Origin of the sequence: Ningiella ruwaisensis (assembly GCF_004798935.1) — a bacterium.
GTDB lineage: Bacteria > Pseudomonadota > Gammaproteobacteria > Enterobacterales > Alteromonadaceae > Glaciecola > Glaciecola ruwaisensis.
The window spans coordinates 294,089-318,138 of sequence record NZ_RAHT01000001.1 but is presented as its reverse complement, the minus strand read 5'-3'; the positions used below and the strand labels follow the sequence as shown (position 1 = coordinate 318,138).

General features: G+C 43.9%; 17 protein-coding genes. 14 read left to right on the top strand and 3 right to left on the bottom strand.

Annotated elements, in window-relative coordinates:
* The first annotated feature begins 2 nt into the window (after positions 1 to 2).
* Genes pgl through D6V41_RS01260 form a run of 4 tightly spaced genes read left to right on the top strand, consistent with a single transcriptional unit; the run spans position 3 to position 4,144 of the window.
* Positions 3 to 692: a 6-phosphogluconolactonase gene (gene pgl, locus D6V41_RS01275; protein ID WP_136249682.1), complete on the top strand. Its 690-nt coding sequence runs from the start codon at positions 3 to 5 to the stop codon at positions 690 to 692.
* A gap of 8 nt (positions 693 to 700) precedes the next feature.
* Positions 701 to 2,539 carry a phosphogluconate dehydratase gene (gene edd, locus D6V41_RS01270; protein WP_136249681.1) on the top strand — a complete coding sequence of 613 codons (1,839 nt, stop codon included), beginning with the start codon at positions 701 to 703 and terminating at the stop codon, positions 2,537 to 2,539.
* Complete coding sequence (gene glk, locus D6V41_RS01265; RefSeq protein ID WP_136249680.1) at positions 2,539 to 3,510, top strand: glucokinase; 972 nt, start codon at positions 2,539 to 2,541, stop codon at positions 3,508 to 3,510. The genes edd and glk overlap by 1 nt, the downstream gene beginning before the upstream one ends.
* Positions 3,500 to 4,144, top strand: a complete 645-nt coding sequence (locus tag D6V41_RS01260; protein WP_136249679.1) for a bifunctional 4-hydroxy-2-oxoglutarate aldolase/2-dehydro-3-deoxy-phosphogluconate aldolase — start codon at positions 3,500 to 3,502, stop codon at positions 4,142 to 4,144. The genes glk and D6V41_RS01260 overlap by 11 nt, the downstream gene beginning before the upstream one ends.
* Before the next feature lie 11 nt (positions 4,145 to 4,155).
* Here the strand turns inward: D6V41_RS01260 and D6V41_RS01255 are convergent, their stop codons facing one another.
* The 3 genes from D6V41_RS01255 to gap all read right to left on the bottom strand — a co-directional run bounded on the left by D6V41_RS01255 (position 4,156) and on the right by gap (position 7,257).
* On the bottom strand, positions 4,156 to 5,142 hold the full coding sequence (locus D6V41_RS01255; protein ID WP_136249678.1) for a hypothetical protein: 987 nt from the start codon (positions 5,140 to 5,142) through the stop codon (positions 4,156 to 4,158).
* A 26-nt stretch (positions 5,143 to 5,168) separates the two neighbouring features.
* Positions 5,169 to 6,155 (bottom strand): D-hexose-6-phosphate mutarotase, encoded by a 987-nt coding sequence (locus tag D6V41_RS01250; protein ID WP_136249677.1) that lies wholly within the window; start codon positions 6,153 to 6,155, stop codon positions 5,169 to 5,171.
* A 106-nt stretch (positions 6,156 to 6,261) separates the two neighbouring features.
* Positions 6,262 to 7,257, bottom strand: a complete 996-nt coding sequence (gene gap / locus D6V41_RS01245; RefSeq protein ID WP_136249676.1) for a type I glyceraldehyde-3-phosphate dehydrogenase — start codon at positions 7,255 to 7,257, stop codon at positions 6,262 to 6,264.
* Positions 7,258 to 7,633: 376 nt separating this feature from the next.
* Between gap and malQ the strand changes: the two genes are divergently transcribed.
* The 10 genes from malQ to D6V41_RS01195 all read left to right on the top strand — a co-directional run bounded on the left by malQ (position 7,634) and on the right by D6V41_RS01195 (position 24,048).
* On the top strand, positions 7,634 to 9,850 hold the full coding sequence (malQ, locus tag D6V41_RS01240; RefSeq protein WP_136249675.1) for a 4-alpha-glucanotransferase: 2,217 nt from the start codon (positions 7,634 to 7,636) through the stop codon (positions 9,848 to 9,850).
* 126 nt (positions 9,851 to 9,976) lie between these two features.
* Positions 9,977 to 12,169 carry a 1,4-alpha-glucan branching protein GlgB gene (glgB, locus tag D6V41_RS01235; protein ID WP_136249674.1) on the top strand — a complete coding sequence of 731 codons (2,193 nt, stop codon included), beginning with the start codon at positions 9,977 to 9,979 and terminating at the stop codon, positions 12,167 to 12,169.
* A 58-nt stretch (positions 12,170 to 12,227) separates the two neighbouring features.
* Positions 12,228 to 14,330 (top strand): glycogen debranching protein GlgX, encoded by a 2,103-nt coding sequence (gene glgX / locus D6V41_RS01230; RefSeq protein ID WP_136249673.1) that lies wholly within the window; start codon positions 12,228 to 12,230, stop codon positions 14,328 to 14,330.
* A 73-nt stretch (positions 14,331 to 14,403) separates the two neighbouring features.
* Entirely contained in the window at positions 14,404 to 14,790 is a 387-nt protein-coding gene (msrB, locus tag D6V41_RS01225; RefSeq protein ID WP_136250058.1) for a peptide-methionine (R)-S-oxide reductase MsrB, read from the top strand.
* Between the two features lie 610 nt (positions 14,791 to 15,400).
* A complete protein-coding gene (locus D6V41_RS01220; protein ID WP_136249672.1) occupies positions 15,401 to 16,861 on the top strand; it encodes a glyceraldehyde-3-phosphate dehydrogenase in 1,461 nt (486 codons plus the stop codon).
* 322 nt (positions 16,862 to 17,183) lie between these two features.
* The gene (locus D6V41_RS01215) at positions 17,184 to 18,344 is read left to right on the top strand and encodes a M14 family metallopeptidase (protein ID WP_136249671.1); all 1,161 of its coding nucleotides are present in this window, start codon (positions 17,184 to 17,186) and stop codon (positions 18,342 to 18,344) included.
* A 133-nt stretch (positions 18,345 to 18,477) separates the two neighbouring features.
* A complete protein-coding gene (locus D6V41_RS01210) occupies positions 18,478 to 20,142 on the top strand; it encodes an alanine/glycine:cation symporter family protein (protein ID WP_136249670.1) in 1,665 nt (554 codons plus the stop codon).
* Between the two features lie 233 nt (positions 20,143 to 20,375).
* Positions 20,376 to 20,708: a hypothetical protein gene (locus D6V41_RS01205; protein WP_136249669.1), complete on the top strand. Its 333-nt coding sequence runs from the start codon at positions 20,376 to 20,378 to the stop codon at positions 20,706 to 20,708.
* Positions 20,709 to 20,741: 33 nt separating this feature from the next.
* Complete coding sequence (locus D6V41_RS01200; RefSeq protein ID WP_136249668.1) at positions 20,742 to 21,035, top strand: YeaC family protein; 294 nt, start codon at positions 20,742 to 20,744, stop codon at positions 21,033 to 21,035.
* Positions 20,995 to 24,048: a DUF349 domain-containing protein gene (locus tag D6V41_RS01195; RefSeq protein ID WP_136249667.1), complete on the top strand. Its 3,054-nt coding sequence runs from the start codon at positions 20,995 to 20,997 to the stop codon at positions 24,046 to 24,048. The genes D6V41_RS01200 and D6V41_RS01195 overlap by 41 nt, the downstream gene beginning before the upstream one ends.
* Positions 24,049 to 24,050 lie beyond the last annotated feature (2 nt).

Genomic DNA, 24,050 nt, shown 5'->3' with positions numbered 1-24,050 from the left:
GCATGGCGCTTAATAAGCATGAGTTTCAAGATAACTCAACACTGGTGAAAGCTTTTAGTGAGCAGTTAGCCGGCATTATCAAGCAAGCGATAAGTGAAAAAGGCAGGGCATCAGTGGCAGTAAGCGGCGGTTCAACGCCTAAACCCTTGTTTGAAGCTTTAGCGTCGATTGATTTGCCATGGTCCAAGGTCGATATCACACTTGCAGATGAGCGCTGGGTGGATGCAGATCATGAAGCAAGTAATGAGAAGCTTGTCCGCGAGAATTTACTGGTGAATCATGCAGCGTCCGCTAATTTTGTATCGATGACGACCTCCGATACCAATGCAACTGATGCTCAAGGTGCGATTGAGAAAAGATTAGAGTCGCTATTGCCGCTGGATATTTTAATATTGGGCATGGGCGAAGATGGTCATACCGCCTCTTTATTTCCCTGCAGTGAACAAATCAAAACCGGACTTGATTTGAATTATCCCCACTCAGTGCTAGCTACCCAACCGACTACAGCGCCGCATCAGCGCATGTCTCTGTCGCTGGCTGAAATTGTGAAGAGCCGAAATGTGTTTCTACACATCACAGGTGAGAAAAAGCGTGAAGTTCTTGAGCAGGCACTGCAACAACATACCGCATTAGAAAAGCCCATAAAGGCCGTTTGTGATAATTGCACGGTCAATCTTGTGTGGGCACCATAGGTGAAATTATGAATCCGATTATTCAAGAAGTAACAGAAAGAATTATAGAGCGCAGCCAAAAAACGCGCGCGCAGTATTTGAAAAAAATAGATAAAGCTCGCCGCGAAGGACCGCACAGAGGTGCACTTTCCTGCGGAAATTTAGCGCACGGTTTTGCCGCTTGTGGCAAAGAAGATAAATCTGATTTGCGAAGCATGATTAAAGCAAACATTGCGATTGTGTCTTCATATAACGATATGCTCAGTGCACATCAACCTTATGAAACCTATCCTCAAAGACTAAAAGCGGCCATTAGCGCGGTGGGCAGTGTGGCCCAGTTTGCGGGCGGTGTACCTGCAATGTGTGACGGCGTCACGCAAGGCAATGCCGGAATGGAATTAAGCCTAATGAGTCGAGATAACATTGCGATGGGCGCTGCAATTGCACTGTCTCACAATATGTTTGATGGTGCCCTGATGCTAGGCATTTGTGACAAGATAGTCCCTGGCTTGTTACTTGGAAGCTTAAGTTTCGGACATTTACCGACGATTTTTGTTCCTGCAGGTCCTATGCCGTCAGGCTTGCCAAATAAAGAAAAAGCGCGTGTTAGACAAGCCTTTGCAGAAGGTAAAGCAGATCGCGAGGCGCTGCTTGAAGCTGAATCTCAATCCTATCATTCGCCAGGTACGTGCACGTTTTATGGCACCGCCAATTCCAATCAGCTAGTGGTTGAGTTAATGGGCTTACACTTACCGGGGGCGTCCTTTGTCAATCCGGGCACACCTTTGCGCGATGCTTTGACCGACGCCGCGGCTCGTCAGGTTACTCGCTTGACTGATTTGGGCGATAATTACACCCCAATTGGGCATATTGTTGATGCCAAAGCCATGGTGAATGGTTTAGTTGGCTTACTTGCCACGGGCGGTTCTACTAATCACACCATGCATTTAGTGGCGGTTGCCCGAGCTGCCGGATTAATTATCAATTGGGATGATTTTTCTGACATTTCTCGCGCCACCCCTTTGATTACTCGCATTTATCCAAATGGTTCAGCAGATATTAATCACTTCACTGCCGCTGGCGGCATGGCGCTGCTATTTAAGCAGCTTTTGGACAAAGGACTGATCCACAACGACGTCACCACGATTTGTGGTAAAGGTTTGGAACAATATACAAAAGAGCCCAAGTTAAAAGAGGGTGAGTTGGTTTGGGAAGATGGTCCTGTTGAGTCTTACGATAAATCCGTATTTGCAGACATCAATGAGCCCTTCAAACCAGACGGTGGTTTGTCGGTATTAAAAGGCAATCTGGGGAGAGCGGTTATCAAAACATCAGCGCTTAGACAACCAAAATGTCATATTAAAGCGCCTGCGGTGGTATTTGAAGATCAGTATGCCTTGGACGATGCCTTCAAGTCGGGCGAATTAAACAAAGATTGTGTGGTGGTTGTCCGCTTTCAAGGGCCCTATGCGATTGGCATGCCTGAATTGCATCGCCTCACTCCACCTCTTGGCGTCTTGCAAGATAGAGGCTATCAGGTTGCGTTAGTGACTGACGGACGTATGTCAGGTGCTTCTGGTAAGGTACCGGCTGCGATTCACCTCACACCTGAAGCGTACAAGGGCGGTTTAATCAATAAAATACAAGATGGCGATATCGTTGAAATAGATACCGAGACCAATGCGATTACGCTTCATGTTAGCGAAGACGAACTTGCCAAACGAGAGCCAAAAGTTATGGATTTATATGATAGCCATTACGGTATGGGACGTGAGTTATTTTCTGGCATGCGCTCAACCCTGACTGGCGCGGAAGAAGGAGCTTGTTCACTCTTTGTGACCACTGAACAAGAGCACGGTGACGATTAATGGCCGGTGAAAAGTTTGTCGCGGATGTGGGCGGTACCAATATTCGACTGGCGCAAGTTGAAAACGGCCGTATATCTGTAATTAAGAAATACTTGTGTAAAGACTTTGAGACTATCGACGATGCCATCTTACATTTTTCGAAAGACATTGGAGTCGCTCAATTCTCTGCTGGCTGCATTGCAATCGCCTGTCCAACGAATGATGATTTGGTAAAAATGACCAATCACTCCTGGGTATTCTCAAAAAGTGCATTAAAAGCGCATTTGGGATTGGAACACCTGGACGTAATAAATGACTTTACTGCCGTAGCGCACTCACTTCCAAACTTAACGCATAATCAAGTGATTCAGATAGGCAGTGGTCATGCTGCCGAGCATGGCAATATCGCAGTTTTTGGTCCGGGTACTGGATTGGGCGTTGAACACCTAACGTGGACCGGTAATGCATGGCATACGCTAGATGGTGAGGGGGGGCATGTTGACTTTGCACCAACTGAAGAAGACGACCTTATTATTTGGCGCTATTTGTATAAAAAATTTGGCAGGGCGTCAGCAGAGGAAGTGCTCTCTGGAAGAGGGATTGTCAATATCTATAGCGCTTTTTGTGAGGATGCAGGCAAGACACCTGTTTTTTCAGAGGCTTCTCAAGTTACTAACGCTGGCCTTCATCATAGCGATGAATTTGCCCATAAGGCAATCACGCAGTTCTGCCAAATTATGGGAAGTTTTGCGGGCAATTTAGCGCTTAACCTATGCACCACCGGTGGTATTTTCATTGGAGGCGGTATTGTCAGTCGTCTGCAGGACTTTTTCCTGAAGAGCAAATTTAGAGAAAAATTTGAAGCTAAAGGCGATATGGCCCATTACGTAAAACCCATTCCTACCTATTTAATTAATGAACCTGATCATGGATTGCTCGGTGCATTAGCCTATTTATTACAACAAACTCAGAGAACACACAATGATGAATAACTGGAAACTGACGTCTGCAGACATTTTCAATCAAGGTCCCGTGGTTCCAGTGCTTGTGATTGAGCATGTGGAAGATGCAATACCCATTGCCGAAGCATTGATGAAAGGGGGCATTAATGTATTGGAAGTAACCCTTAGAACAGCTGCAGCGATGCAAATCATTGAAAAAATTGCGAAAGAATTGCCAGAAGCATATATCGGCGCAGGAACCGTTACTAATCGTCAGCAGCTAAAAGCGGTGACTGACGCTGGCGCCAAATTTGCCATTAGTCCGGGTTTAACCGCAGATTTATTGGAAGCGGGTAGAGAAGGCACAATTCCTCTCATTCCCGGTGTTTCAAATATCTCTGATCTGATGAAAGCAAACGATGCAGGTTATGATCACCTTAAATTCTTCCCTGCAGAAGCCGCTGGTGGTGTAAAAGCGCTTAAATCAATAGGTGGCCCCTTTCCTAATACAGTATTTTGCCCAACAGGCGGGATTGGTCCAAACAACTATAAAGAATACTTAAAGCTCAAGAACGTAAAATGTGTTGGGGGCTCTTGGGTAGCGCCTGCTGATGCCATTGAAGAGCATAATTGGCAAGTTTTAACCGATTTGGCAAAAGAGGCAATAGCAAACGCTAAAGCATAAACAAACATGCTCTAGTAGTCGCTTGCAGTTTCGTCTGCAGGCGACGTGATCTCATATATCGGGGTGCAGGCGCTCACTTCATACTGATAGCCAAAAACTTCATTTTCATCTTTGCTTATAAGCAATACAGAATCTTCATCAATAATGACGCTACGTTGTTCGTCACTTTTTTTGCACAGGCTTCTTTCGTAGGCTTCAAACATGAAAATGAAATCAGCCACGGCGCGTTTTATGCTAGCATTAATACGTAAATTTTCTTCCAAGAAAGCTTTGCCCTCATCGTCCATATCCATTTTATCATCTGAAGATAGCGACTCGTCTGTTGCTGAATCATCCGATAGTGTGACCGTAATCTTTCCTCCACTTTCGCTTGAAAATATGATGCTATCACTGTTTTTACTCGTATCGATTATATAAGGAAGCGTTAACATAACAGCTGCGCCAATCATCGGTGGAATGAGCAATATTCGTAATAGCATGGTCAATCCAGCGTAGTTTTTATCCTCCCAGTGAATATTAAAATTTGCACCAAATGCGTTTAATATTAAACGAAGGATGATCCAGATGTTTAGCAAGAGAAGCCCTGTAATCATGACCAGCAGTGAGCTTATAGCAATCCAGAAAGGTGCAAAGACGAGCGTGCTAAAACCCATTGTAAATACAAATGGGCCTGGCTCAATCCCGGTGATCTGATTGATTTGAATGGCCGAAAAAGCAAGCGAAAAATTGGCAATAGAGGCGTAGGCAACGATGATAACGAGTTTACCGACGGTTGTTTCCCAAATATTATGGAAAAGCGCATGCGTTTCGCGTACAAAACCCACAAGGGAGGCAAGCAAGGCTACTGAACCAAACAGGAAAGAATCAAATGGCAGGGCTATTGAAATGGCCCATATTAGGGCGGCAACAACATAAGCGCGTTGCGAAATATTTAGTTTCGAGAAAAAACGTCCACTTGAGTGCTTGGCACCCGTCAATAATCCACTAATTGCCTGCATAAAATAAAATCCTTTTTAAAACGCGTTTAGGATATGCTTTGCTCAAGTATATGCTGTTTCCCGCTTTCAAGCACTATCTCAGGTTCAATTGCCGATTCGATACACAGCATCTTTCTGTATTCATTTTCTCCCATATCCGCCATATTGTGGCTTTTTTCAACCCAGGGATTCCATACTACAAGCGCATTTTGCCCCTTGTGCTCAAGCTCGATAAAATCGGCTTTTTGTAAGATACCGCTATCTTCGATAATTACTCTTGCCTGAGCGCTATCTGAACGATGCACTCTATCTGTTTCTTCAGAAATTAAGTATTGTATGGGGGCAGCTTTAATCTTCAAATCGTCTAGCTTATCGCTAAATTCACGCTCAATCCCCTTAATAGAGACATTGGCAATATCGCTTACCCTAAAGTAGCTGTGAATGGCGCCCGACAGTCTTATATCAGTATTGGAATAATTATTTGTAATCAAGATCAGACTGCACTTTTCTCCTATTTTTATTTTGAGTTCGCAAAGTAGCTCAGCAGGAAAGTTATAAAGCCCGAGCCGAGTGGGCCGCAGTGTCAAACTGGTTTCAACAATGTTTTGCTTGTCGCGCATTTCTTCAAGCTCTGTGAGTTGCCAATATTGTGTGCGAACAAAACCATGTGACGGGAGTTTAAGGCTGGCGCCTGCGTTTTCACTGCAAAGCCTTTCTTTTATCGAATTATTTGTCGACTCATTTGCTGAGCCTATTATTGATTCTTTAGCTGCTCCAAACCAGGGCCAACATATGGGCACGCCACCGCGAATAGGGGTTTGTGCATCAAATTTCGCTAAGCGGCTGACAAATAAACGCTCTTGATTGTCACGCGCAGGCTTATACGATAACAGGTGCGCGCCAAATAGGGAAAGCTTGGCCATCGCTTTCGCATTATTAATATTCAGATAAAGGCCCTGAGAATCGCTAGAAAGTTTTACGCTTTTGCTTTCACTAATCAAAGACTGCTCTAAAGAGGAGAGGGTATAAGACATCGAATTCCTTAAGCTCTAATTAAAAAAGCAACAAAAAGGCGGCTTGCGCCGCCCTCAATATGTTCGTGTTCTGCCAATGCGTTCTTATTCGCTTGGCTTTGTGGGGTTACTTGCTGATATGCGCAACCAAATCCAAAACGCGATTTGAATAACCCATCTCGTTATCGTACCACGACACAAATTTTACAAAGGTATCTGTTAACGCAATACCTGCTTTCGCATCCACAATTGATGAGCGTTTGTCACCAATAAAATCTTGTGAAACTACATCATCTTCAGTGTAGCCTAAAATTCCTGCCAGCTCACCTTCAGAAGCGGCTTTTAGTGCAGCGCAAATTTCATCGTAGCTGGCACCTTTTTCCAGATTCACCGTCAGGTCAACTACCGAGACATCGGCAGTAGGTACACGCATTGCCATTCCGGTTAATTTTCCGTTCAAGCTAGGAATGACCTTTCCAACTGCTTTAGCTGCGCCAGTAGAGGAAGGGATGATATTTTGCAAAGCGCCGCGACCGCCACGCCAGTCTTTTGCCGACGGACCATCAACGGTTTTTTGCGTAGCGGTTGTGGCATGAACCGTTGTCATAAGACCGTCTTTAATACCAAACTTGTCGTTAAGCACTTTAGCCAGCGGCGCTAAACAGTTCGTGGTGCAAGACGCGTTTGACACGATTGTTTGCCCAGAATAATCGCTGTGGTTAACGCCCATTACGAACATCGGCGTATCGTCTTTAGATGGCGCAGACATCACCACCTTTTCAGCGCCTGCATCAATATGCTTTTGCGCTGTTTCTTTAGTTAAAAACAAACCGGTAGATTCAACTACCACATCGACCTTTGCATCACCCCAGGCCAAGTCTGCCGGATCACGCTCACTGGTAACTCGAATTGTTTGTCCGTTTACCACTAATTGACCGTCTTTAACCTCAACACTTCCTTTAAATGTGCCATGAGTAGAGTCGTATTTGAGCATGTACGCGATGTAATCTACGTCAAGTAAATCATTTATTGCGACTACATTGATGTCATCTCTTTCAGTCGCAGCGCGCAAAACTAAACGACCAATGCGACCGAATCCGTTAATACCAAGGTTAATTGCCATGAAACACCGCCTTATTTTGTTGTGCGTTTATATTCGCCAAAGTATAAACGTAGCGTATTTGCTGAGACGCGCTACCTTTTCTTTACCTTAAAGCTCATATAACTGTAATTTAATTACGAAATTTATCCGCCAATATAAACATAATTTCCATGATTAGTCTAATCTATGTTGTTAAATTACAAACTTGTTAATTGATTTGTTAATGGATTGTCGTAAAAATTGACACAATGCAATCGTATTCACCTTTCATTCGCATGAATGCTGTGAATAATTCACACTACTAAACTGTATTTAGAGCATAGCGACGCCCATTCAACACTGATTCAGTATCTACATGCGTCGACCATTGCAAGGCATATAACAGGAACAGACACACATGACACAAAGCATTCAAGGTTCAGAGCCATCGATTTTAGAGCATCTTGTTGCACAAAACGGTATCGGCACTGAGTTCATCGACGCGTGGGGAAACCCGGCAACGATAGATAAGAGCAATCAACAAAAGCTCTTGCAAACCATGGGTTATCCACTGGATGATGAAAGGGCCTTGGAGGCGAAACTTGAAGAAGAGGCGATATTTGAATGGCAACGCCCGCTTAATCCGGTTTATGTATTTAGAAATGGTCAGCCTTTAATGTTGACGATTCGCTGTCCTATTGGTGATGCAGCTCAAGCCCATACGATTCGCCTTATTACTGAAAGCGGTGAAAAAAGCGCTGTGAAATTCAATCCGGTTGACGGTGAACTGCTTGCCACTCAAGAAATTGACGGGATCGAATGGCATCAATATCAAGTAAGGCTAGAACTAAATGTTGATATTGGTTATCACGATATCGCTTTATTTTTGGGGCGAAAAAAACAGCAGGTATCTAAACTTATCATAGCACCTGAAAAATGTTTTTCACCCAAAGCGGTTGAGCAAGGCAAAAAGTTATGGGGCCTGTCTGTGCAGCTTTATTGCTTGCGTAGCGAACGGAACTGGGGAATAGGTGATTTTAGCGACTTATGTTTTTTAGCCAAACAGGCGGCAAGTTTGGGCGCGGATTTTATTGGCTTAAACCCGATCCATCAGTTGTATCCGGCCAATCCAGACGCATGCTCTCCTTACGGACCCAGTTCTCGGCGCTGGCTGAATTATTTGTATATTGATGTTGAGCAAGTTGCCGGATTCGACAGTAAGAGTGTGCAGGCGTGGATGAAAAACGAAAATGTCGAACAACGTCTTGTTGCATTGCGAGAAAAAGACTGGGTTGATTACATTGCAGTAAGCGAACTTAAATTGGATGCGCTTAAGCTTGTTTTTGATGAATACAAAACCCGTTTTTTAAGCAAGCAGACCAAACAGAAAAAAGCTTTTGATGCGTTTATTGAGACGGGTGGAGAAAGTCTGGATGGCTTGGCTACCTTTGAAGCCTTGCAAATGCATTTAAAATCTCAAGGAAAAGACTATTGGGGATGGCCTGTTTTCCCCGACAAATATAAAGACGCAAATAAACCCGCTGTGAGACAATTTACGAAAAAGCACGCTGAAGAAATTCTCTTCTTTAAGTTTTTACAGTGGCAGGCACAACTGCAATTTGAGCAGGCAAGTAAAGTCGCAACGGATGCGGGTATGGAAATCGGACTTTATCGTGATTTGGCCGTTGGCGTAAGTGACGGCAGTGCGGAAATTTGGAGTAATAAGTCCCTTTACTGCACGGATGTCAGCGTAGGTGCTCCACCAGACATTTTAGGTCCTTTAGGGCAGAAATGGGGCTTGCCGCCTATGGATCCAAAAGTATTGGTTGAGCAAGCTTATCAACCTATCATCGATCTCTTTCATTCAAATATGCACGCCTCAGGTGCGTTGAGAATTGACCATGCCATGGCGCTACTGCGTTTGTGGTGGGTTCACAATGAAGACGATGCCAGTCAGGGGGTCTATGTTAATTACCCGGTAGATGATTTACTGGCAATACTCGCGCTTGAAAGTCAGCGCAATCAAGCACTGGTAATAGGTGAAGACCTGGGCACTGTGCCAGACGAGATTAGAGAAAAGCTTCAGGATAACGGTGTTTACTCCTACCGTGTATTCTTTTTTGAGCAAGCAGAAGACGGCGGATTTTTCTCACCCTCTCATTATCCTGTGCAGTCAATGTCGACACTGACAACACACGACATGCCCACTTTAATTGGGTATTGGCATTGTGACGATTTGACACTGGGCAAAGAGCTGGGTTTGTACCCTGACCCAGACGTGTTGCAAAGTTTGTTTGAGTCGCGTCACGAGAATAAACAGGAAATACTCAATACCTTGCACGGACACCACTCTATTGGTGAACATATCAGTCGAGATGTGAATTACGTAGGAATGAGCAAAGATTTAAATTTTGGCATGCAAAAGCATATGGCAGGTGGCTCCAGCGCACTATTATCGCTCCAGTTAGAAGACTGGCTTGAAATGGATAAACCGGTCAATATCCCGGGGACATTTAATGAATATCCAAATTGGAAACGCAAGCTTAGCCGAAACCTGGAGGAGATATTCAGCCGCGCTGACTTAAGAGCGCTGGCAGGCGATTTAACGCATTTACGCAAGCAGGCGTCTTCATAAATCTTGTCTGGAGTATGGTGAATCACTAAAGCTTCGTTATAGCCATCATACCGTTGCTTGGGTATGATGGCTGGAACAAGCTGAAATAGCGTTTAAACTGCAAATAATAAAAACAGGCTCATATTTATGCAAAACAAAGGCTCATTATCACCCGCGCAATACCAGCAACTTATTAAGGCTAAATGTGCAGAGCCTTTTTCTGTTTTAGGACCTCAGCAAGAAAGCAAAACGAAATCTCGTGTCAGCGTTTTTTTTCCTGAAGCATCATCCCTTGAACTCATTGATGACAAAGGCAAGTTACTCAGCAAGGCTGAAAAGCAAGCGGACGGTTTATTTGTTGCCAGCCTTGGGACGGCAAAACTGAAAAAGCCTTATAGCATTAGTGCCCAAGGTGAGGGATGGCAACATAGCTTTGTAGACCCCTATCAGTTTACAGCAGAGGCTTATCATGCGGTTCATTTTATTGATCATGCGCCTGAAAATATATACAGGCAAGCCGGGGCGCAGATTATTACAAGCGAGAGCGGTGTAAGCGGTGTGCGCTTTGCTGTGTTTGCGCCAAATGCCATGTCGGTGTCGATTATTGGTGAGTTTAACCTTTGGGATCGCCGACGACATCCGATGCAACGCACGGATATGGGCTACTGGGTATTATTTGTACCGGGTTTACGTGCCGGTGAAAAATATAAATTTGCCTTATACGATGCGCACGGCCATGCTTTGCCTGATAAGGCTGATCCTGTTGGCTTTCAACAGGAGCAATACCCCTCTCACTCCTCTGTCGTGTACGACCATGATGCCTATCAATGGCAAGATAAGGCGTGGATGACGCGAAAAAATCATGACCCGTATCATCAGCCCGTGAGCATTTATGAAGTGCATCTGGGTTCCTGGAAACGTCCCGACGAACCCGACAAGCGCTATTTGAGTTACCGCGAATTGGCGGATGCCTTAGTTGATTACGTCAAAGAAATGGCTTACACCCACATTGAAGTGTTGCCCGTTTCGGAGTTTCCTTTTGATGGTAGCTGGGGGTATCAACCGGTTGGTTTGTTTGCACCAAGCTCACGTTTTGGTGATGCAGACAGCTTCAAGTACTTTGTCGATAAATGCCATCAGCAGGGCATTGGCGTGATCATTGACTGGGTGCCAGCGCATTTCCCTGAAGATCCGCACGGTCTTGCGCGTTTTGACGGCACGCACGTTTATGAATACGAAGACCCTAAAAAGGGCTGGCATCCCGACTGGAATTCCTGTATCTACGATTTTGGCAAAGATACGGTAAGACAGTTTTTGGTCGGTAATGCACTATATTGGTTTGATAAGTTTCATGTAGACGCTATTCGTGTTGATGCAGTCGCTTCGATGCTGTATTTGGATTATTCACGGGAAGACGGAGAGTGGGTGCCAAATGTTGATGGAGGCAACCATAACTATGAAGCCATTAGCTTGCTCCAGTGGATGAACACCGAAGTGTATAAGCGTTTTCCAAATGCCATGACCATTGCAGAAGAGTCTACTTCTTTCGCCGGGGTCTCCAGACCTGTTTCAACAGGAGGACTGGGTTTTGGATTTAAATGGAACATGGGATGGATGCATGACTCGCTAGAATATATTTCCAAAGACCCAGCGTATCGAAAATATCATCACGGCGAACTGACTTTTAGCATGGTTTATGCCTACAACGAAAATTTTGTTCTGCCCATTTCTCACGATGAAGTGGTGCATGGAAAAGGTAGCATGATTGAAAAAATGCCCGGCGACGAATGGCAAAAATTTGCGAATTTGCGTGCCTATTACGGGTTTATGTTCGGCCATCCCGGTAAAAAGCTTCAGTTTATGGGAAATGAATTTGCGCAAGGTAGAGAGTGGGATCATGATGGGCAACTCCAATGGCATTTGCTGGAACATCCTTTACATGAAGGCGTTCATCATCTTTATCGTGATTTAAATAAGGTTTATCAGCACTTCAGTGCTTTACATCAACTTGATCACGAGCATTCCGGGTTCAGGTGGGGAGATTTACACAACGCCGAGCAATCCATTCTGTCTTTTGTGCGTTTTGATAAAGACGGACAACAAGCCGTTTTGGTGCTGTGTAACTTTACCCCTGTACCGCACCAGAACAAGCGCTTTGGCGTACCTAAGCAAGCGAATTATCGCGTCATTATTAATACCGATCAGGTGGCGTACGGAGGAAGCGACTACGACATTGCGCAAAGCGTGCAAAGTGAAGCTGTGCCTTTTCATGATATGCCATTTAGTATCACGATTAATTTACCGCCTCTGGCAACAGTTATGTTAGTTTGCGAATCGTAATTGTCGTACACTGAATAAAGTTAATCGTTTAAGACACAGACCAATACTGTAAATTTCTATGAATGAGCAAATTGCATTTAGCAGCTTAAATCCCTTCGAGCTTAAGAGTGGTAGTGTACATCCTTATGGTGCGAATCCGACCGAAGAAGGCTGTAATTTTTCTATCTATTGTCCCGATGCAGAAGAAGTGTTCATTTGTCTTTTTGATGAGCATGAGCAACCAATTGCACAGATTCCGCTAAAAGAGCGTGTTCAATCTAGTTGGTTTGGTTTTATTACCAACGTCAGAACAGGGCAATATTATGGTATTCGAGTCCGCAGTAAATCGTACAAGAATATGGTGGGCAACTCAGTTGAGAAATTGCTCATCGATCCTTATGCCAAAGCCCTGAGCCGCCCCTTAAACTGGAATGCAAAGCTTTACCAAGGCGATTCTCACGCCATGGTGCCAAAATGCATAATCACAGAAAATTCACTCTTGCCCTCTACCAACTCACATGTGCCAAAGCTCGTCAGTGCTTCATCACGCATCATTTATGAGGCGCATGTCAAAGGACTGAGCATGCTGCATCCCGATGTACCGGATGAACTTCGTGGAACTTATCTGGGTGCCTGCCATGAGAGTATTTTGCAGCACCTTAAAAGCCTTGGGGTGAGCAGCATTCAGTTTTTGCCTTTAATGGCTTTCATGCCCGAGCCTTTTGCAAGTGAAAAAGGGCTGACAAATTATTGGGGCTACAACCCGATTGCATTTTTTGCTCCTGAGCCTCGTTACGCCGCGCCAACGTCTTCATTAAGTGTTGTTGAGCAATGTAAAGAAATGATCCGTTGCTACCGAGATGCCGGTTTTGAGATTATTCTGGACGTAGTATTTAATCACACAGCCGAAAGCGGTTTTGAGGGGCCAATACTCAGCTTCAAAGGGCTTTGCGCTAACCATGCTTATTTAATAGAGCAAAATGATGAAAGTGACCGCCCTGAGTTCGTTAATTATTCAGGCTGTGGCAATACTCTTAAAGTGAGTGACACTTACATGCAAACCCTCATTTTAGACGCCATGCGTTATTGGGTTTGCGAAATGGGAGTAAGTGGCTTTCGCTTTGATTTAGCGGCGACTCTGGGGCGAGAATTATATGAATATCGCAGCAATGCCAGCCTGTTTAGAATGATTCAGCAAGACCCTGTATTAAAACAATCAGTGCTGATTGCTGAACCGTGGGATATTGGCCCGGGAGGCTATCAATTAGGCCATTTCCCTGCGACTTGGCAGGAAGTAAATGATAAATTCAGGGATTGTGTGCGTGGGTTTTGGCGAGGGGATAAAGGCTTAAAAGGGGAGTTCGCGACGCGTTTGATGGGCTCTAAGGATATCTTTAGAAAAAACATTCGTCCCATGCATGCCAGTATTAATAATGTTACCTATCATGATGGTTATACCTTGCACGATCTGGTTAGCTATGAGCAAAAGCATAATCAAGCCAATCTCGAAGATAACAGAGACGGTCATAATCATAATTTGAGCCGCAATTACGGTGTAGAAGGGGAGACACAAAACCCTGAAATCCTTGCTTTGCGTGAACAGCAAAAACGAAATTTGTTTGCGACTCTCATCTTAAGTCAGGGCACACCTCACGTCCTCGGTGGGGATGAATTAAGCCGCACGCAAAAAGGTAATAATAACGCGTATTGTCAAGACAACGAAATTAACTACTTTGATTGGAATTTGAATGAGCGCAAAGCTGACTTTTTGGCATTTTGTCGATATGTAATTGCTTTACGGCAAGCGCATCCACTGCTTCAGCAAATGGACTTTGCAGACGATCAGTTTTCTAATAAAGAAAATATTGCCATTGCTGAATGGTATCGTAGGGATGGCTCCCACAAACGGGATATCGATTGGGTAAATCACGAACATCACTGTTTTGCTTTACATATTGTGGGTGCGCAGACTTCACTTAGCCAGGCACAGGAGCAGTGGGTATTTTGCATCAATAGCGCTGATGCACCAAAACAGTTTACCTTACCGATGTTAACGAACGAAAATGAATGGGAATGCGTATTAGATACCAGTTGTGTAAAACAACAGACATGTAATCAAACTCCAATACATGGCTTATTTGAAATGCCAGCATTTAGTTTGCGCTTGTTTAAAAGAAAGTAGCTAAACTTATCTGGCAGCAATGGACAGGTAATAAGTACGAGGTGAAAAGATGAGCGACAGTAAGCAAGGCGAAATGCTAAAAAATGATGAACACTATCGCAGCAAGCTATCCGACGAAGAGTTTCGCGTTACTCGTCAGAAAGGCACCGAACGCCCCTACACTGGCGAGTACTTGAACAACAAAGCCACAGGCAATTATTTATGTAAATGCTGTGGGGCCAAGTTGTTTGATTCCGGCGCCAAATATGATTCTGGCTGCGGCTGGCCCTCATTTTATGAGCAAAGTGATGAAGCTAACGTGGTGTATCAGCAGGATAATAGTCACGGCATGTCACGCATCGAAATCTTGTGTAAACATTGCAACGCTCATTTAGGACACGTGTTTGAAGACGGACCTGCACCTACCGGAAAACGTTACTGCGTAAATTCAGTATCCTTGCAATTTGAAGGCGAGAAATAGACTTGCTGCGAATATTATTCATCGGGGGATTTACGGGAGAGATAGACTTTCCTTGGATATTTTGTATTGCGCTTGTGAAAGTTCGCTATTGAAATGGATAAGCAAAAACTCGCTACCCAATGCCGACATATTGCGACGAATAGAAAATGATGATCCTTTTCGTCAGACGCTTGCGCTTCTCTAGAGCCGTTTGACTCACTCTTTTTACTCTACATTTTTACGTCACTGTTTTTGTCTCACCCCTCTTGCGTCACCCTTGTTGCGTTACTGGGAAGTCATACAATGGTCTTAACTTTATACATTTAAAGATTCTTATTCTGAAAGTTTCTTTCAGATTATTGGATAGATTTCGCGTTTTCTTTGCGCTTGTTCATCGCTTGTAGTAACTAAACACCGCTGTAAATGAATATTGGCGTTTATTTACAATGTTTTTTTCCGTTTAGTCATGTTTGTAATTAAAAATGAAAGTTTTCACCAATTTGGCATCACATCAATTTTTGCATAGAATGCGCGCAGATTTTGGCAAGCAGATATGTAAGTCTGTCAGTTTGCCAAGCACTTTCTCTTATTTATTCAATGAGTTTTTATCTTAATTTGCAGGAAAATTGGAATGAATCAGCCTTTTGAACAAGTTCTTCAAAACAGTTGGCAAGAGCGTCAGGATTATGCCGAGCGGATGTTACCCATTATTGGTAGTCTTTACCGTAATCATGCGGTTGAAGTCACGCTTTATGGCAGAACGCTTTTAAATGCAAGTGCGATAGACGTGATAAAAGCGCACCGCACCGTACGTCTTTTTGAAGGCGTTAAGCTTCGATTGCGTGAAAGCTTCCCTGTTCTTGAGGCCATAAGCAAAATGACGCTTTCTCCTGCGGAAATTGATATTGGAAAACTGGCCTACGAATATCATTATTCAAATAAAAAAGCATCGGATGCAAAAGACGGCGCAGATCTACAGCATTTTTTAGATAAGGCTTTGGCGAGTGTTGCAAATAAAACGGATGAGCAAGCGCCGCGAGATGTGGTGCTATATGGTTTTGGCCGAATTGGTCGACTTCTGGCAAGGTTGTTGATTGAACGTCAGGGACAAAGTAACAAGCTTCGTTTACGTGCCATTGTGGTAAGAGGGGGAAGAGAGGGGGATTTAGAAAAGCGGGCCAGTTTGCTTCGTCGCGATTCTGTCCACGGCCCGTTTAACGGAAGCATTACCGTTGACAATGAAAGAAAAGCCATCAAAGCGAATGGCAGCTTTATTCAGGTTATTTATGCTAATCACCCCAGTGAGGTCGACTATACGCAATATGGCATTCAAAATGCGATAGTAGTGGATAATACTGGTATGTGGCGCGACCGAGACGGCTTATCTCAACATTTAAAAGCGAAAGGGGCCGCGAAGGTTTTGCTAACTGCGCCAGGCAAAGGCGATATTAAAAACATCGTTCATGGCGTGAATCATCATGATATTGCACAAGACGATACTATTTTATCGGCAGCAAGCTGCACAACAAATGCAATTACTCCGGTTTTAAAAGCGCTTGATGAAGCCTACGGCATTAAAAGCGGGCATGTTGAGACGGTGCATGCCTTTACTAACGATCAAAATCTTATCGACAATTATCATAAAGCCGACAGGCGAGGGCGCTCAGCTCCTCTTAATATGGTAATTACAGAAACCGGAGCGGCTAAGGCTGTAGCAAAAGCCTATCCTCAGTTAGAAGGTAAACTGACAGGAAATGCCATACGCGTGCCCACGCCAAACGTTTCGATGGCAATATTGAATCTAAATTTGAACACGGAATTAAGCAAAGAGGAATTGAACCAATACTTGCAACGTACCTCTTTATTTTCAGACTTACAGCATCAAATTGATTTTACGGCATCGAAAGAAATCGTGTCTACGGATTTGGTTGGCGCCCGAGCGGCCTCCGTTGTCGACTCGCAAGCCACTATTGTGGCCCATGATCGCGCTACACTTTACTTGTGGTACGACAATGAGTTTGGTTACAGCTGCCAGGTAATGCGGGTGGTACGCGATATGGCAGGTGTAAAAATACCTACGCTTCCGGCATAGCTGTCGCCATAATAGTGCTTTGATAAGAACACTTAAATGCCTCACAATGTTGAGGCATTTTTTTGTTACGCAGGCGCTAAATAGGTTATCATCTTCAAGACACATAAATACGGCCAATTGATTTGTTTCGGCGCGTGAAGACATGAGAACAAGGAGAGCTATTCACCAAAATAAAGTGTCAAAAAACATGGATGTTTTTTGCCAAGCGACTCATGGATGAGCTCGAAGCGTCTTTATTTTGGTGGATAGCTCTCCTTGTTTAGCGATGTCTGAGCTGCTGCTAATCAATCAACCCGCCACAAAATTGCACAAGGGCAAAAAAATGATAATAAATAGCCAGTTCGACAGTGGTAACATTCATGTTATACGTGCTGAATCACCTGAAAATATTCAGCTAAGTATTCGCAAAGACAATCAATCAGACTTTTATCAATGGTTTCACTTCAAGCTTCATTCGCAACCCTTTGTTGAGCATAAACTTTTTATTAATGACTTGGCAAAATCCGCTTATCCTGACGGATGGGAGGGTTATCAGGCAGTCGCATCCTACGACCGGGAAGAATGGTTTAGAGTAGATACTCAGTTTGATGGTGATACGCTTTGTATCGATTTCACTCCTGAGTATGACAGCGTTTACTTTGCCTATTTTGCACCTTACAGCTACGAGCAGCATTTAAATCTGATAGCAAAAGCACAGATGGCCTTTGACTGTCGGCACGAATGTTTAGGGCTGACAATTGATGGGCGCGAGATGAACTTGTTGGTGGTAGGTACCCTGGATGACGAAACACAAAGTATAGATTCAAGCGCCTCCTCGACCAAAAATCGTATTTGGATCACGGCTCGCCAGCATCCTGGTGAAACCATGGCAGAATGGTTGATTGAAGGCTTATTAGGTCGCCTCCTGGATGAAGATGATGGGCTTGCGCGAGCTTTGTTGAATGACAATGTTTTTTATATTGTGCCGAACATGAATCCCGACGGGGCGTATCGTGGCCATCTACGCACTAACGCAGTGGGCGCAAATTTAAATCGAGAGTGGGAAAGCCCCAGTCTGGATCGCAGCCCTGAAGTGTTTCACGTACTAAATAAAATGAAAGAAACTGGTGTGGATTTATTCCTCGATATTCACGGCGACGAAGCATTGCCCTATAACTTTGTTGCTGGAACAGAGGGTAATCCTGATTATGATTCGCGTATAGAGAACCTGGAAAATATCTTTAAAGCCAGCTTAATGGCAACTACTCCAGAGTTTCAGGATACTCACGGCTATCCCAAAGATCCGAAGGGCGAAGCAAATCTGACGATTGCCTGTAATGCAGTGGGCCATCAATTTAAGTGTTTATCTTATACCCTTGAAATGCCGTTCAAAGACAATGCAGATTTGCCCGATGCCAGCTTTGGATGGTCTCCTGTTCGTTGTCAGCAGCTAGGGGAAGACTTGCTTGTAGCTATCCGTGCCGTGAGCCCGCATTTGCGATAAATTCAGCTTTGCGATAAAACTGGCTTTGCGATAAAACAAGTGACAAAGCACGGGCTATCGTGGCAAGGTATGTTTTTATCACGTTCAAAACGTAGAAAGTAAAAATTAAAACAACAAAAAAGGAACAATCAACGTGGATGCTCTACTGGATTTTTTTAACACCTTAGACGGCTATCTGGGCGGTGCAAAATGGTTCCCCTATGTCTTGTTAGGCGTGGGGGCGTTTTTTACAGTCTACCTTAAATTTCCGCAAATTCGTTATTTCAAACATGCATGGAAAGTCGTTACCGGTAAGTTCGATAAAGGCGATGAACCAGGTGATACAACTCACTTTCAAAGTTTAACTACCGCCCTTTCAGGTACGGTTGGCACCGGTAACATTAGCGGTGTTGCCTTTGCCATCTTTCTAGGTGGACCGGCTGCGCTATTTTGGATGTGGGCAACCGCGTTTTTCGGTATGACGACCAAGTTTGTTGAAGTGACTTTATCACACAAATATCGTGTTAAAACCGATGATGGCACTATGGCAGGTGGCCCGATGTATTACATGGACCGTCGACTAAATATGAAATGGTTGGCCGTCGCCTTTGCAATTGCCACCGTTATATCCTCCTTTGGAACCGGAAACTTGCCGCAAAGTAACGGTATTGCTACCAGTATCGAATCCACGTTTGGCTTTTCGCCTGCCATAGTCGGCGGTGTGTTAGCGGTTCTTTTAGGGCTTGTTATCCTTGGCGGTATAAAACGCATTGCAGCCGTTACCTCTAAAATTGTGCCGTTTATGGCCGTGGTTTACATCGTTGGTGCATTCGCCGTTATTTTTGCCAATGCTGAAAATATTGGGCCAGCGTTTGCCGCTATCATTGGCGATGCGTTTACAGGCTCAGCCGCAGCGGGAGGCTTTTTAGGTGCATCACTAGCTTATGCTTTTAACCGTGGTGTGAACAGAGGCTTATTCTCAAACGAAGCCGGACAGGGTTCAGCCCCTATTGCACATGCTGCTGCAAAAACAAAAGAGCCCTGCTCAGAAGGGATGGTATCCATTCTTGAACCTTTCATCGATACCATCATTATTTGTACGATCACCGGTTTGGTCATTCTCTCATCCGGCGTGTGGAATCAAAAGCACGAAAATGTGTTCGACCGTTCTGACATGAAGTTCATCCAGGGCGAATATATTGAAAGCAATCAGGATGATGTGACTGCACTTTACAAGTTTTTAAATGAGTATGAAGATGCAAAAGTCATTGAGTATACCGGTGAGATAAAAGTCGTGAATGGTGTAGCGGTTACAGGTGGATACACTTTGATTAATGCCCGCTCATTGGCTGAGGATGTAAGCTATCATGTTGGATCGGTTGATGATGTATTCACGGGGACCCTTAATATTGTCAATGGTGAAATATCTCGTGACAATATTGTGGTGTCTGGCAAATCACTGGTGCATTCAGCAAGCCTCACCGCTATTGCATTCACCAAAGGCTGGTTTGGTGAATATGGCAAATACATAGTATCGGTTGGACTGATGCTATTCGCGTTTTCTACTGCTATTGCATGGTCGTATTACGGCGATAGGGCGATGACTTATCTTTTAGGACCAGCATCGGTAATGCCGTATCGCGTGATTTATGTCGCAGGATTTTTCTGGGCGGCGATTTCAGACACGACGCTGGTATGGGCGCTCTCTGCGGTTGCCATTGTGGTGATGACTTTGCCCAATCTCTTCGGCATCATGCTCCTTAGAAAAGAAATGAAGCAGACTGTGAACGATTACTGGCAGAAAGTGAACAAACCCTGAGACATTTTCATATAAGATCATCAGACCCTAGCAAAGGTTAACCATTAAACGGTTAACCTTTTCTTTTTAAGCCATATGGATTGCACTGATGTTTCGCCCGAGTTCTTAGCACTGCCTTTGCGCACAGCTTAAGACGCGCATATCATTTTCTAAAAAGCAATAACCTGACAGCAAAGAGCGAACATAGTAAAATCTGTATTTACGTTTACATTTTTATATTCAAGGGGGCTTAGATGGCAATTACGAATTGTCCTGCATGTTCTAAACCTATATCAGACAAAGTAAAAACCTGTCCGCACTGTAATTTGGAATTTGGTAATGCGACGGCGGAAGATATTCAGCGTAAATTAAGCCATGCTCGATATCAAAAACTGCATAAGTTACAAAACCAGAGCATGTTTGCTATTTTGATTTTCATCGTTGGCGCATATTTCACATTTATGGGCGATTTTCCTGACACTGAAGAAGGTTTATTAATGTATAATTTGTCAGTTGGTGTCGCAGCGCTAGGTTTCATATGGTATGCCATTAACCGAGTCAGAATAACGCTTGCGAAACGAGGTTAAGTCAGGTCAAGTCCTGCGAAGAGGAAAAGTGAAGTGGAAGTTGAGCAACTAGTTGCGGCTATGACGCCGCAGGTGTACGAGAATTTGCGCAATGCAGTGGAGACAGGTAAGTGGCCTGACGGCAATAAATTGAGCAATGAGCAGCGCGAAAATGCGATGCAAGCGGTTCTTTTATATCAAGCGAAAGTTTCGCAGACAGAAGAACATATGACCGTTGGAAAAAACGGCGAAATTATTCAAAAAAGCCGTGCTCAGCTCCAGCAAGAACTTAAGCAAGAAAAATCCAATGAAACGCCTATCGCTCGGTTTAAAAACGATGATATTTGAAAAACTGTTTAAAAAAGCCTACCAGTCTAAGGACCCGCAAACCCGAATAGAAGCTATTAATACGCTTGATCCCAATGTAGATAAGGACAAGCAAATTCTGCATGAGCTTGCCTTTAACGACAGTGATGCAAAAGTCAGTATCAAAGCGCTTGATGCTTTGAATTCTTTTACGCTTTATTTAAAAGCTTATGAAAACCATATGCATGCTGGCGTAAAGGTGTATGCTGAGCGTCAATTACCGCTTTTATTGGAATCAGGCGATGCGGTGTCTGATACACTTTTTAAGGATCTGTTTAATCAGGGTAGGCATCATGTTCTGACCAAAGCACTTCTGTTCTCAAGCGACCGTTTATTAAGGTTTGAAGAACTTGCACTGGATAATTTGTTCAAGTTGGCCAACGAAGCTGAGTTGCGCAGGTTTTACGAGCAGCGCGCCAGTGAATCGCTCAAGCTGAAGATTGTTCAGAGACTCAGTGAGCAGGCCTTTTCACAAATACTGCACGCCAACGACAAACGTAATATTGATTATGAAAAGCTGCTCAGGAGAATGCATAAAGGCGAAGCTTCTTCAAACATGCGAGAGCGAATTGAGAACATCCTAAGCGAAATCGAAAGCGAAAAGCAAAAGCCCATAGCAATCCGAGCAAGCGCAAAACTCATCAATAGCAAGCTTTTGGCGCTTGCTGATAGTAATGACTACCTTGATATCGACACAAAACGAAATGTCTTGCTTAAAGAATTTGAACAAATCAAAAGCCAATTCTCGTATTTATCAGAAGATGAACGCTCTCAAATTACTGCCACCTATATGAATGTAAAAGAGAAAGCAGAAAAGCGTTTATCGTCTCTTGAAGCTGACTATATGGGACAACAGCATTTAAAAGGAATAAGCGATGCGATAGCAGATATTCGCGAGCGAGCGAGCACTGTTTTTCAGCAGATAGATATATTGCTTAATGCTGATTCTGATGAACAGTTAGACTCTCAAATTGATTTATTAACAAGCGCAATTAACGATTTGCATCTTGAACTGAATGATTTAAAGCTTTTTGATGAGGCGACTTTGAGTACCGCTGCGCATAAACAAGAGGCAAAGAAGCTGCTTGCGCAATTTGATGACAAACGCCAAGCCCTCGAAGCATTACCTGATTATATTGAGCGCAATAAGGCGCTAGATGCATATTTGCAAGAGGTGAACGGTGTTGTACTTGCTGAAGATACAGACGATACAGACGAAGCAGTAAACCTTGATGAGCGCATTGCTCTTATGAGGGCCTTAATTTCAGATGGGGTAAGCGAACAACGCGAGGCGCAGTTTAATACCTTCCTTCATAGTCATAAGCAGGCAAAACAATCTGCTATTGCCGAAAAGAAGCAAACTGAAAAGCGCTGTATGGGAAAGCTAAGTGCAGTCAAACGCTTAGTGGACCAAGGTAAATTTAAAGCCGCCATTGGCACTTTTCATGCCGCCCAATCGATATTTGAAAGTTTGCAGTCCCCTTCAAAGGTCCTGACTAAACGCTATGAGCAGGCGCAAAAGAGCGTTCAAGATTTAAAAGACTGGCAGTCATACATTGCCGCTCCCCGAAAGCCAGAAATCATTGCCCGTCTTGATGCCATCGTAAATGATGATATTGCAAGGGATAAGACAGACGCTAAAGGTCAGGAAGGACAGACTCAAGCAGTTTTTGATGTTGAGCAACGCGCTGAAGAGGTCAAGCAACTACGGCATCAATTCAGCTCGTTGGGAAAACTAAATACGTCAGAAGATGACGCACTTAATGAGAAGTTTGAGCAACTTATTGAACAAGCCTTCGCTCCATGCAGAGAGCATTTCAAAGCGCGTGAAAAACTAAGAGAAAATAATGCCGCTACCGTGGCTAAATTAATGGAAGCGCTTAAGGCGCTGGAAAATGTGGAAGATATTCAGGTATTAAATAAGCACGTGCAAGCCCTGACTCAGGAGTATCGCAATATTGGTGAGCTTGACAGAAACGTCAGGCGCACGCTGCATAAGGATTATTTGCAAGCGATTAAACCTTTGAACGACAAAATACATGCATCATATAACGAGAACATGGCGCACAAAGAGCGTTTAATAAAACAAGCGCAAAAGCTTAATGAGCTAAGTGATATTCAAGAAGCAGTCGAGCAGGCAAAAGCCTTACAGCAAACCTGGAAAACAATTGGTTTTGCCGGAAAGAAACATGACAAGACGCTCTGGGATGCTTTTCGAAAAGCTAACGATCAGATATTCAATCAACTCAAACAGCAAAATGAAGAGCATAAAGCCGCGGTTGATGCGCAGTATTCTTCACTTTTGGCGCGCTTGGAAACCTTGCAAAGTGAGCTTGATCAGCGAATTGAAAAGATAGATGAAAAGTCGGATAAAAGTGGGTCTGATAGTGATGTAGATAATCAGACCCAAGCGCAATTAAGCCGGCTCCACCAACTGAATGAAAGTCTGGATCATTTGCGCTTGGAAGCAAATGCTTTGCCCAAACCTCTGATTACAAAAGTGTCGGGGCGCTTAAAAGCTTTACAGACTCAAATTAGTGAAAATTTGATGCTTGCAGAAAAAGCGAAAAAATCAGAGCAGTTGGACACGGTATTTTCCGTGATACAGTCCATGTTGCTCAAAAATACTCAATCTTCAGATGCGCAGGATAATGACCAAGCCGCTTTCGATAATTTACCGGCTAAATATAAAACTGCGCTGCTTGCTGCAAAACAAACTGCTTCAAGTAGCTCTTCTTTCACCAATTATCCTGTATTGGCTGACATGGACAGGAACGCCCTTTTTTATGCATTGGACATATTAGCAAAAAATGGTGAGCTCAGCCCTGACTCAAGCGAGAAAAAACAAGTTCAACTTGCACTGATGGCGGCAAAGTTAGAAGGGCAGAACATGCCGGAGCCTGAAGATGTGTTTGCACAATGGATAGCAAAAGGCCCTTTGGATAGCAAAGCAAGTGAACAACTTCAGGCCATCAAGCCATTACTGCTAGACTAATA

What these genes read in the sequence shown, in the direction of transcription:
- D6V41_RS01255 (WP_136249678.1), bottom strand. Translation starts at nt 5,142, where the DNA reads ATGCAGGCAATTAGTGGATTATTGACGGGTGCCAAGCACTCAAGTGGA.
- gap (WP_136249676.1), bottom strand. Translation starts at nt 7,257, where the DNA reads ATGGCAATTAACCTTGGTATTAACGGATTCGGTCGCATTGGTCGTTTA.
- glgX (WP_136249673.1), top strand. Translation starts at nt 12,228, where the DNA reads ATGAATGAGCAAATTGCATTTAGCAGCTTAAATCCCTTCGAGCTTAAG.
- D6V41_RS01250 (WP_136249677.1), bottom strand. Translation starts at nt 6,155, where the DNA reads ATGTCTTATACCCTCTCCTCTTTAGAGCAGTCTTTGATTAGTGAAAGC.
- edd (WP_136249681.1), top strand. Translation starts at nt 701, where the DNA reads ATGAATCCGATTATTCAAGAAGTAACAGAAAGAATTATAGAGCGCAGC.
- pgl (WP_136249682.1), top strand. Translation starts at nt 3, where the DNA reads ATGGCGCTTAATAAGCATGAGTTTCAAGATAACTCAACACTGGTGAAA.
- D6V41_RS01220 (WP_136249672.1), top strand. Translation starts at nt 15,401, where the DNA reads ATGAATCAGCCTTTTGAACAAGTTCTTCAAAACAGTTGGCAAGAGCGT.
- msrB (WP_136250058.1), top strand. Translation starts at nt 14,404, where the DNA reads ATGCTAAAAAATGATGAACACTATCGCAGCAAGCTATCCGACGAAGAG.
- D6V41_RS01195 (WP_136249667.1), top strand. Translation starts at nt 20,995, where the DNA reads ATGAAACGCCTATCGCTCGGTTTAAAAACGATGATATTTGAAAAACTG.
- glgB (WP_136249674.1), top strand. Translation starts at nt 9,977, where the DNA reads ATGCAAAACAAAGGCTCATTATCACCCGCGCAATACCAGCAACTTATT.
- malQ (WP_136249675.1), top strand. Translation starts at nt 7,634, where the DNA reads ATGACACAAAGCATTCAAGGTTCAGAGCCATCGATTTTAGAGCATCTT.
- glk (WP_136249680.1), top strand. Translation starts at nt 2,539, where the DNA reads ATGGCCGGTGAAAAGTTTGTCGCGGATGTGGGCGGTACCAATATTCGA.
- D6V41_RS01205 (WP_136249669.1), top strand. Translation starts at nt 20,376, where the DNA reads ATGGCAATTACGAATTGTCCTGCATGTTCTAAACCTATATCAGACAAA.
- D6V41_RS01215 (WP_136249671.1), top strand. Translation starts at nt 17,184, where the DNA reads ATGATAATAAATAGCCAGTTCGACAGTGGTAACATTCATGTTATACGT.
- D6V41_RS01260 (WP_136249679.1), top strand. Translation starts at nt 3,500, where the DNA reads ATGATGAATAACTGGAAACTGACGTCTGCAGACATTTTCAATCAAGGT.